This is a genomic window from Variovorax atrisoli (assembly GCF_014195185.1).
In the GTDB taxonomy this organism is placed as follows: Bacteria; Pseudomonadota; Gammaproteobacteria; order Burkholderiales; family Burkholderiaceae_C; genus Variovorax; species Variovorax atrisoli.
On record NZ_JACIBG010000001.1, the window covers coordinates 1,039,157 to 1,048,127 of the forward strand.

The window sequence follows — 8,971 nt, forward strand, 5'->3', positions numbered from 1 at the left end:
GCCCTTTTCGTGGAAGCTCAGGCGCGCGCGGCGGTGGCCGTCTTGCTGCCGGTGCGGCCGAACCACAACCACAGCCCGATGCCCGCGATGATCATCGGGATGCTCAGCCACTGCCCCTGGCTCAGGTTGAGCGCCCGCAGGCCGAGGAAGTCGTCGGGTTCGCGGAAGAACTCGGCCACGAAGCGCAGCACGCCGTAGCCGATGAGGAACACCGAGGCCACCTGCCCCTGCTTGCGCTCCTTGCGCGCGTAGAGCCACATCACGACGAAGAGCAGCAGCCCCTCCAGCAGGAACTGGTAGACCTGCGAGGGATGGCGCGGCAGCATCGATCCGCTCTGCGGAAACACCATGCCCCATGGCAGGTCGGGGCTGCTGAATCGGCCCCACAGCTCGCCGTTGATGAAGTTGCCCACGCGGCCGGCCGCGAGGCCCGTCGGCACGCAGGGCGAGACGAAGTCCATCACCTGCCAGAACGGCCGCTTGCGCGAGTGCGAGAACCACACCATCGCACCGATCACGCCGAGCAGCCCGCCGTGGAAGCTCATGCCGCCCTGCCACACGTAGAGGATCTCGAGCGGATGCGTGAGATAGAACTCGGGCTTGTAGAAAAGGCAATAGCCGAGCCGCCCGCCGACGATGACGCCCATCACGCCGAGGAAAAGAATGTCCTCGATGTCCCTGCGCTGCCACACGCCGGCATCCACCAGACGGCGGAAAGGCTCGTGCCGCAGCCGGCGCGTGCCGAGGAAATAGAACAGCGCGAAGGCGGCCAGATAGGTCAGGCCGTACCAATGGATGGCCACCGGCCCGATTTGCAGGGCGATGGGGTCGATATGCGGATACATGAGCATCCGCGGATTGTGCCCCGGCCGGATGTCGGGGCCGAGGCGGGGCTTTTCAGACGGGAATCAGCGCCCGAACTTCCACCACACGAGCCCCGCGACCACGGCCGGCACCGCGAAAATGAGCAGGAAGATCGGCAGTTCCTCCGCCACCGAATAGCCGGCCTTGATCACGCCCACGGCCATGTTGATGCCCGCGCCTACGAACCACGCCGGAATGAACCACCTGGCCGCCACGGCCAGCGCCGCCGAAGAGCCGTCGCCCAGCAGGCGCCCGGCCAGCAGGAACACCGCCAGCAGCACGAAGCCGCCGCCCATCACCATGATCGTGTGCATGTCGCTCGTCCTCCTAGCGGCATCTTGCCCGATCAGCGCGTGGTGTAGCCGCCGTTGGCGAAGATCGTCTGGCCGGTGATCCACCAGCCCTCGGTGACGAGGAAGCGCACGATGGGTGCGATGTCCTCGATGTCGGTCAGGCCCTTCTTCGAGAACTTGCTGAGCGCGGCGGCGCTGCTGTGGTACTCCACGGCCTCCTTGCTCTCCTGGCCGTAGAAGAACGGCGTGTCCATGGGGCCGGGGCCGATGGCGTTGACCGAGATGCCGCGTTCGCCGAATTCCTTCGATGCGGCGCGCGTGTAGTGCTCCACCGCGGCCTTCGAGCCCGGGTAGATCGCATAGAACGGCGTGTAGGCCGCCAGCAGCGAACTCACCAGCGTGACGATGCTGCCGCCATCGGCCAGCGTGCGGCCGGCCTGCTGGATGAAGAAGAAGGCGGCCTTGGCATTGGCGTCGAAGCTCTTGTCGTAGTCGGCCTCGGTGACGTCGAGGATCGGCTTCTTGATGACCACGCCGGCGGTGTTGATCGCGATGTCGACCTGGCCGAAGTGCTTCACCGCCTTGTCGAACAGGCCGACGCAGTTGTCGACCACCGAGAGGTCGCCCTGCACCAGCAGCGTGTCGGCGCCCTTGGCCTTGAGTTCGGCCGCGGTCTTCTCGGCATCGCCGCGCGAGGCGTCGCTGTTGTAGTGGATGGCGATGCCCCGGGCGCCGCCATCGACCAGCTGGTGGCCGATGAGGGCGCCGAGGTTCTTGCCGCCGCCGGCGATGACGGCGACCTTGTTCTTGAGCGTACGTGCGGACATGGAATGACCTCCTTGGTTGAAGCTCGGATGTGTGACTGGAGCGGCCAGTCTATTGATCGCTTCCGCACAGATAAATAGCTCATTGAAGGCTAGACTGTTCAGAATTTCACGAACAATCCGATTCCTTTCCGCCTCTCCCTCTCAATGGACCGCATCGAGCTTCTCCAGGTCTTCGTGCGCGTGGCCGAAACCGGCAGCTTCACGCGCGCGGCCGACCGTCTGGGCCTTCCGCGCGCCAGCGTCACCACCGCCGTGCAGCAGCTCGAAACCCGCCTCGGAACCCGCCTGCTCCACCGCACCACACGCCGCGTGGGCCTCACGCCCGACGGCGAGGCGACGCTGGAGCGGGCTCGCGCGCTGGTGGCAGACATGGACGACATGGAGCAGCAGTTCCTCCCTGCGCGCGGCCAGGTGAGCGGCCGCCTGAAGGTCGACGTGCCCAGCCGCATCGCGCGGTTGCTGATCGCTCCGGCTCTGCCGGACTTCTTCGAGCGGCATCCGGCCATCGAGCTCGAGCTCGGCTCGACCGACCGCGCCGTGGATCTCGTGCTCGAGGGCATCGACTGCGCGCTGCGCGTGGGCCCGCTGACCAGCAGCAGCCTGGTGGCAAGGCCGCTGGGGCACTTCGCGCTGATCAACTGCGCGAGCCCGGCCTACCTGGAGCGGCACGGTACGCCGCGCTCGCCTGCCGACCTGCCGGAACACCTGGCCGTCAACTACGCCTCGCCGACCAGCGGTCGCGCCGCGCCCTGGGAATGGCTCAGCGATGGCGAGATCGCGACGCTGCGCATGCGCAGCCAGGTGGCTGCGAACAATGCCGAGACCTACATCGCCTGCGCACTGGCTGGCCTGGGCCTGATCCAGATCCCGGCCTACGACGTGCGCGAGCACCTCGCGGCCGGCGAACTCGTCGAGGTGTTGCCCGACGCACGCGCCGAGCCGCTGCCGGTGCAATTGGTGTACCCGCACCGGCGCAACCTGTCGCGGCGCATGCAGGCCTTCGCGGGGTGGCTCGAAACGGTGCTGGCGGATGCGCTCGACAAGCCTGCGCCGCCTGCGCCGGGCCGGCCGCGAAAGGCGCGTTGACCGATCAATGCGACCGGCTCAGGACTTCGGCTGGGCCGCGCGTCCGTAGGGTGCGCTGCGGATGAACCTGAACTCGCCGTCGCGCAGTTCGTAGAACTCGACCACGTCCTTGCCGCTGCTGTTCGAGCTGTCGATGTCGCCCGCCTGAACCAGCAGCCGGCTCGACAGCCTGTAGATCAGTTCCTGGCCGTCTTCCTTCTCGTACTGCGGCTTCAGCGGATACACGCTCATCAGCGCGAACGGCATGCTGATGGCACGGCCGGTGCTCGCATCGATCACCGCGCCCACGTTGCAGCCGCCCGTGCCGCAGCCCCATCGCGTGACGATGTAGCGGCCGGCGAAGCTGGGCTTTCCGGTGGCGATCGCCTCGCGCAGCCGGGTGCGGTAGCTGCGGGCGAAATCGCTGTCGAGCACGAGCGGATGGTTCTTGCCGGTGTAGGGGGCATCGGCCGGGTAGTCCTTGAACTGGGGCACTGTGGGCGGCGTCTGCGCCATGGCCGTCGACGCGCACAGCGCAGCGGCCGCCATGGCGGACCGCAGGCAACGGGCCAATCGGCTCTGTCTCTGTCTCTTCGTCATCGTTCGACCTCCTCTTTTCGATGCTCCGGACCGCCGCCGCGCTCGCGCACGAAGTCGACGAAGCGCGCAAGCGCCGGATCGACGGCCCCCTCGGGCCATACCAGGCTGGTCTCGCAGCCGGGCAGCTCCGGCGGACTGCGGCGTCGCGCGGCCGGCGCGAACTCCTCGGCGCGACGGTACACCACGCCCGCGCGGCGGAACTGCGTGACGCTCTCGGGCACCCAGGCCACGCCGATGCCGCCCGAGACGAGGTTCACGATGGTCTGCATCTGTATGGCCTCCTGCCCGAGCTGCGGCGTGCGGCCGGCCGCGTGGTACAGGTCGAAGATGGCGTCGTGCAGCGAAGGCACGATGCGGCGCGGAAAGATCACCAGCGGCTCGGCCAACACGTCGGCCAGCAGCAGCTTGCCGGTACGCGCGAGCGGGTGGCGCTCGGGCAGCGCCAGCACCAGAGGCTCCTGCGACACGGCGAGGCGCGCAAGGCCCGGCGGCGCGGCACCGGGCGAATGCAGCATCAGGCCGGCGTCGATCTCTCCGCGTGCGAAGGCTTCGAGCTGCACGTCGCCCGTAGCCTCGACCAGCTCCAGCGCCACCTCGGGGCACAGGGCGCGGAATTCGCGTACCCAGGCAGGCAGTTGCTCGAAGCCCACCGTCGAGACGAAGCCGATGCGCACGCGCCCCACCTGCCCCGCGGCCGCGGCGCGCGCGCGTGCGGGAAGCGCTGCGGCGCGCGCCAGCAGCTCGCGCACGTCGGGCAGCAACGCCTCGCCGGCGGGCGTGAGCGCCACGCGCCGGCGGGTGCGGTCGAACAGCACCACGCCCAGCGTCTTCTCGAGCTGGGCGATGGCCTGCGTGACCGGCGGCTGCGTCATGTGCAGCCGCTGCGCGGCGCGGCCGAAGTGCAGTTCCTCGGCCACGGCGACGAACTGGCGCCAGGCGCGCAGGTCGATGAGTGCTTCATTCATATGCCGAGCATATCAATCGATGATTGAAAATGGATTGGAAGCAATCAATTAGAAGTCCGATACTTGGGCTCCCCGATCTCCCCACGACAGAAGAGACACCATGGACACCAAGCCAATCCAGATCAACCGCCGCAGCGCCAACATCGTCGAAGGCAAGAGCCGCGCCCCCAACCGCTCGATGTTCTACGCCATGGGCTACGAGGAAGGCGACTTCAAGAAGCCGATGGTCGGCGTCGCCAACGGCCACAGCACCATCACGCCCTGCAACTCGGGCCTGCAGAAGCTGGCCGACGCGGCCATCGCAGGCATCGAGGAAGCCGGCGGCAACGCGCAGGTGTTCGGCACACCCACCATCTCCGACGGCATGGCCATGGGCACCGAGGGCATGAAGTACTCGCTGGTCAGCCGCGAAGTCATCTCCGACTGCATCGAGACCTGCGTGGGCGGCCAGTGGATGGACGGCGTGCTGGTGGTCGGTGGCTGCGACAAGAACATGCCCGGCGGCATGATGGGCATGCTGCGCGCCAACGTGCCCGCCATCTACGTCTACGGCGGCACCATCCTCCCGGGCAGGTACAAGGGCCAGGACCTCAACATCGTCAGCGTGTTCGAGGCCGTGGGCCAGAACGCCGCCGGCAACATGAGCGACGAGGACCTGAAGGAAATCGAGAAGCGCGCCATTCCCGGCACCGGCTCGTGCGGCGGCATGTACACCGCCAACACCATGTCGAGCGCCTTCGAGGCGCTGGGCATGTCGCTGCCCTACTCCTCGACCATGGCCAACCCGCACGACGAGAAGCAGAACTCGGCCAAGGAATCGGCCAAGGTGCTGATCGAGGCGATCAAGAAGGACCTGAAGCCGCGCGACATCGTCACCAAGAAGGCCATCGAGAACGCCGTGGCCGTCATCATGGCCACCGGCGGCTCGACCAACGCGGTGCTGCACTTCCTGGCCATCGCGCACGCCGCGGGCGTGGACTGGTCCATCGACGACTTCGAGCGCATGCGCAAGAAGGTCCCGGTGATCTGCGACCTGAAGCCCTCGGGCAAGTACCTCGCGGTCGACCTTCACCAGGCCGGCGGCATCCCGCAGGTGATGAAGGTGCTGCTGAACGCGGGCCTGCTGCACGGCGACTGCATCACCATCAGCGGCCAGACTATCGCCGAGGTGCTGAAGGACGTGCCGGACGTGCCGCGCGCCGACCAGGACGTGATCCGCACCATCGACAACCCGATGTACGACGAAGGCCACCTCGCGATCCTGAAGGGCAACCTCTCGCCCGAAGGCGCGGTCGCGAAGATCACCGGCCTGAAGAACCCCGTCATCACCGGCCCGGCGCGCGTGTTCGACGACGAGCAGTCGGCGCTCAAGGCGATCCTCGACGGCAAGATCAAGGCCGGCGACGTGATGGTGCTGCGCTACCTCGGCCCCAAGGGCGGCCCGGGCATGCCCGAGATGCTGGCGCCGACCGGCGCGCTGATCGGCGCTGGCCTCGGCGAGAGCGTGGGCCTCATCACCGACGGCCGCTTCTCCGGCGGCACCTGGGGCATGGTCGTGGGCCACGTGGCGCCCGAAGCGGCTGCCGGCGGCACCATCGCCTTCGTGAACGAGGGCGACTCGATCACCATCGACGCGCACCAGCTCAAGCTCGAGCTGAACGTGCCCGAAGCCGAGATCGCCAAGCGCCGAGAAGGCTGGAAGGCGCCGGCTCCGCGCTACACGCGCGGCGTGCAGGCGAAGTTCGCGTTCAACGCATCGAGCGCAAGCTCGGGCGCGGTGCTCGACAAGTTCTGACCCCTGCATGAAACACCGGGGAACCGGCTTTGCTGGGCCTCGGTGTCGCCGCCCAGAGGGAATTGGCGAAGTGACGCGAAGTGCACGGAGCCTGGGGACGACCCCATCTAAGCCATCATCCAGGCACCGTAGCCGAAGGCGATGAAGCCGAGTCCCACGATCGCGAGGATGCTGCGCGACTGGAAATCCATCGCCGGCGGCAGGCTCTGCACGAGAAAGTGCAGGATCGCGCCGACGCCGATGGTCGTGAAACCCGCGCCGAACTGCTTCATCGGGCTCGGATCGGGCCACAGGAACACGAGCGCGAAGCCGGCCAGGAAGACGAGGTTGGCGAGCACGGTACCGCGCGTGCGCCAGCGCTTCTGGCCGGGCGTGGCTTCGCGCGGCTGCGGCCGGGTGTAGATGCCCTGCTTCTCGCGCGCTTCAGTGCGCGCCATGCCGATGAAGAACAGGCCGAACATCGCGGGAAAGGCTCCGAAGATGCCCAGCCCCCAGACGCCGCCCCACATGTTCTGGAAATCGGCCACCAGCGCCTGCGCGGGGTCGGCCACGCGGTAGCGCACTTCGACCGGGTCGCCCCATTCCTTGTCCGCCAGGCCGCCGCCAAGGCCTTTTACGCGGCGTTTCTGGCCATCGGGCGTGACGTATTCGACGACCGGCGCGCGCGACACCGTGACGCGGCCCTTGCTGTCCTTGCTCTGCTCGTCGACGAACTCCACCAGGCTGCCCTGCACGCTGGCAGTGCCGGCGATCGACTGGTAGCGGCTCCAGCCGAGCGAAGCAGCACCGTAAAGGCCCGCGCAGCCGATGAGCAAGGCGCCCACCCCTACACCCCAGAAGAAGTTCCTGAGCCACCCCACGAGCCCGCCGATGGCCGGGCCGAGCACCAGCGAAAGTCCGAAGACGATCAGCGCGCGGGTGGTGGCTTCCTCGTCCATGGCACGCCTGCGTGATGCATTCGGTGCGAAGACCCGGGCCGGGACGAGAGAGGCCGCTCAACGGCGCGGGCGCTGCCCGTTCGTGGTCTTGATGCCCATGTTGTTCTTCTGCCGGTCGATGCGCTCCTGCTTGCGGCGGTTTTCGCGCTCGACGATCTTGCGCTTGGTGTAGCCCGACGAATCGGCCCAGGCCCACCACGCGATGGCCATTGCGAACGGCGACAGCACGATCCACCAGCTCCAGGTGGCGACCATGCCGATCTCGAAATACTTGAGGGCCAGAGCAAGCAGGCCCAATCCCAGAAACCACATCGCGAATCCCTCGGGGTTGTATTGGCAACGCATCCGGTGCCGTGCACGGCACTACCTACAATCGCGTTGAGACGAATGTAACTCAGCCCCTAACAATTACACCCATGAAAAGAGTCTTCCTGCCGGCAGTCCTGGGCCTCGGCCTCACCGTGCTCGCCGCGCCTGCCTTCGCCGATCTGGCGCTGGCCACGTCGAAGAACTGCATGAGCTGCCATGCGGTCGAGCGCAAGGTGCTCGGCCCCTCGTTCAAGGACGTGGCTGCCAAGTACAAGGACGACAAGGGTGCCGTCGACACCCTCGCCAACAAGATCATGAAGGGCGGCTCCGGCGTGTGGGGCCCGGTGCCCATGCCGGCGAACAACCAGGTCAGCGAGGCCGACGCGAAGAAGCTCGCTGCCTGGGTGCTGTCGACGAAGTAAGCCCGCCCCCGGGCATCGGCCGCGTCAGATCTGCGGGTTGATGTCCACCGGCACCGGCCGGCGCTCGATGCGGTCCTCTAGCTGGCCGATGTGCGCGGCCAGGGTGTTGTCGGTCTGGTCCGAGCGCAGGCGGATCGCCGTTTCGAGCTGCTCGAGCCGCGCGAGGATCGCCGACTGGCGCTCTGCGTTCTGCGCCATGTGCTTGTTTTCCTGCGCCTCCAGGAAGTTGCGCAGTTCGGTGAAGCGCGAGGCTTCCGCCTTGTCGGCCAGCTCGCGCTGGGCCTGCATTTCCTTGGTGTGGCGCTTGGTGTCGATCAGCACCGAGCTGTGCAGGTACAGCACGTAGACGAGGAAGAAGGCCGCCAGCACCGCGGTCAGCCCCAGCATGATCAGGCCCAGCGGGGCCGATACGGTCATGAAGCCCAGCCACACCTCGGTGGGCGTGGACAGCGTGCCCCAGTTGAGCGCGGCAAGCGCCACGATGAGCAGCACGACGACGAAAAGAAAAGCGGATCTCACGCCCATTGCAGGCCTCCTTCGGAAAGATCGAACACATCTGGGACCCGCGCGCTTCGAGGCGCACGGTGATCCGATGGTTTTACCTCAGCGAAGAGCCGTGTTCGGCGCAAATGGCCGCATAAACGGCCATGTCCTACAGCACTACTGCTCAGTTCGTCTGCGACAACTGCTCCAGGATCGCAGGGTTCTGCCGGCACATCACATCGCTGCGCGATATGAGTGCCGTCTTCACCTGCTCACGTGCTTCGCACGCACCAGCCTGCGGCCGGATCCCGGATCAGTTCGTCTGCGACAACTGCTCCAGGATCGCAGGGTTCTGCCGGCACATCACATCGCTGCGCGATATGAGTGCCGTCTTCACCTGCTCACGTGCT

Annotated in this window: 11 protein-coding genes; 3 read left to right on the forward strand and 8 right to left on the reverse strand. The window is 67.1% G+C overall.

Annotation, left to right across the window (positions count from 1 at the left end):
• Positions 1 to 17: 17 nt before the first annotated feature.
• Genes lgt through FHY06_RS04960 form a run of 3 tightly spaced genes read right to left on the reverse strand, consistent with a single transcriptional unit; the run spans position 18 to position 1,984 of the window.
• A complete protein-coding gene (gene lgt / locus FHY06_RS04950) occupies positions 18 to 851 on the reverse strand; it encodes a prolipoprotein diacylglyceryl transferase (protein WP_019652354.1) in 834 nt (277 codons plus the stop codon).
• A 57-nt stretch (positions 852 to 908) separates the two neighbouring features.
• Positions 909 to 1,178: a hypothetical protein gene (locus FHY06_RS04955; RefSeq protein WP_126468437.1), complete on the reverse strand. Its 270-nt coding sequence runs from the start codon at positions 1,176 to 1,178 to the stop codon at positions 909 to 911.
• Positions 1,179 to 1,210: 32 nt separating this feature from the next.
• Positions 1,211 to 1,984: an SDR family oxidoreductase gene (locus tag FHY06_RS04960; protein ID WP_132798032.1), complete on the reverse strand. Its 774-nt coding sequence runs from the start codon at positions 1,982 to 1,984 to the stop codon at positions 1,211 to 1,213.
• A gap of 144 nt (positions 1,985 to 2,128) precedes the next feature.
• Between FHY06_RS04960 and FHY06_RS04965 the strand changes: the two genes are divergently transcribed.
• Entirely contained in the window at positions 2,129 to 3,070 is a 942-nt protein-coding gene (locus tag FHY06_RS04965) for a LysR family transcriptional regulator (protein ID WP_184603663.1), read from the forward strand.
• Positions 3,071 to 3,088: 18 nt separating this feature from the next.
• Here FHY06_RS04965 and FHY06_RS04970 read toward each other — a convergent pair whose 3' ends face one another.
• Together FHY06_RS04970 and FHY06_RS04975 are read right to left on the reverse strand one after the other, a co-directional pair.
• Positions 3,089 to 3,649 (reverse strand): hypothetical protein, encoded by a 561-nt coding sequence (locus FHY06_RS04970; RefSeq protein WP_184603664.1) that lies wholly within the window; start codon positions 3,647 to 3,649, stop codon positions 3,089 to 3,091.
• Positions 3,646 to 4,614: a LysR family transcriptional regulator gene (locus FHY06_RS04975; RefSeq protein ID WP_184603666.1), complete on the reverse strand. Its 969-nt coding sequence runs from the start codon at positions 4,612 to 4,614 to the stop codon at positions 3,646 to 3,648. Before FHY06_RS04975 ends, FHY06_RS04970 begins: the two co-directional genes overlap by 4 nt.
• A gap of 100 nt (positions 4,615 to 4,714) precedes the next feature.
• On the opposite strand from FHY06_RS04975, the gene ilvD reads away from it, so the two are divergent.
• Complete coding sequence (gene ilvD, locus FHY06_RS04980; protein WP_019652348.1) at positions 4,715 to 6,409, forward strand: dihydroxy-acid dehydratase; 1,695 nt, start codon at positions 4,715 to 4,717, stop codon at positions 6,407 to 6,409.
• 107 nt (positions 6,410 to 6,516) lie between these two features.
• Here the strand turns inward: ilvD and FHY06_RS04985 are convergent, their stop codons facing one another.
• Positions 6,517 to 7,347: a DUF3592 domain-containing protein gene (locus tag FHY06_RS04985; protein ID WP_184603668.1), complete on the reverse strand. Its 831-nt coding sequence runs from the start codon at positions 7,345 to 7,347 to the stop codon at positions 6,517 to 6,519.
• A 57-nt stretch (positions 7,348 to 7,404) separates the two neighbouring features.
• Complete coding sequence (locus FHY06_RS04990; RefSeq protein WP_184603671.1) at positions 7,405 to 7,659, reverse strand: TIGR04438 family Trp-rich protein; 255 nt, start codon at positions 7,657 to 7,659, stop codon at positions 7,405 to 7,407.
• A gap of 104 nt (positions 7,660 to 7,763) precedes the next feature.
• On the opposite strand from FHY06_RS04990, the gene FHY06_RS04995 reads away from it, so the two are divergent.
• The gene (locus FHY06_RS04995; protein ID WP_019652345.1) at positions 7,764 to 8,078 is read left to right on the forward strand and encodes a c-type cytochrome; all 315 of its coding nucleotides are present in this window, start codon (positions 7,764 to 7,766) and stop codon (positions 8,076 to 8,078) included.
• Positions 8,079 to 8,102: 24 nt separating this feature from the next.
• On the opposite strand, the gene FHY06_RS05000 is transcribed toward FHY06_RS04995, so the two are convergent.
• Entirely contained in the window at positions 8,103 to 8,603 is a 501-nt protein-coding gene (locus tag FHY06_RS05000) for a DUF485 domain-containing protein (protein WP_126182024.1), read from the reverse strand.
• Between the last annotated feature and the right edge of the window lie 368 nt (positions 8,604 to 8,971).

Bases quoted from the DNA above. Each gene is read 5' to 3' on its own strand.
- lgt (WP_019652354.1), bottom strand. From the start codon at position 851: ATGCTCATGTATCCGCATATCGACCCCATCGCCCTGCAAATCGGGCCG.
- FHY06_RS04955 (WP_126468437.1), bottom strand. From the start codon at position 1,178: ATGCACACGATCATGGTGATGGGCGGCGGCTTCGTGCTGCTGGCGGTG.
- FHY06_RS04960 (WP_132798032.1), bottom strand. From the start codon at position 1,984: ATGTCCGCACGTACGCTCAAGAACAAGGTCGCCGTCATCGCCGGCGGC.
- FHY06_RS04965 (WP_184603663.1), top strand. From the start codon at position 2,129: ATGGACCGCATCGAGCTTCTCCAGGTCTTCGTGCGCGTGGCCGAAACC.
- FHY06_RS04970 (WP_184603664.1), bottom strand. From the start codon at position 3,649: ATGACGAAGAGACAGAGACAGAGCCGATTGGCCCGTTGCCTGCGGTCC.
- FHY06_RS04975 (WP_184603666.1), bottom strand. From the start codon at position 4,614: ATGAATGAAGCACTCATCGACCTGCGCGCCTGGCGCCAGTTCGTCGCC.
- ilvD (WP_019652348.1), top strand. From the start codon at position 4,715: ATGGACACCAAGCCAATCCAGATCAACCGCCGCAGCGCCAACATCGTC.
- FHY06_RS04985 (WP_184603668.1), bottom strand. From the start codon at position 7,347: ATGGACGAGGAAGCCACCACCCGCGCGCTGATCGTCTTCGGACTTTCG.
- FHY06_RS04990 (WP_184603671.1), bottom strand. From the start codon at position 7,659: ATGTGGTTTCTGGGATTGGGCCTGCTTGCTCTGGCCCTCAAGTATTTC.
- FHY06_RS04995 (WP_019652345.1), top strand. From the start codon at position 7,764: ATGAAAAGAGTCTTCCTGCCGGCAGTCCTGGGCCTCGGCCTCACCGTG.
- FHY06_RS05000 (WP_126182024.1), bottom strand. From the start codon at position 8,603: ATGGGCGTGAGATCCGCTTTTCTTTTCGTCGTCGTGCTGCTCATCGTG.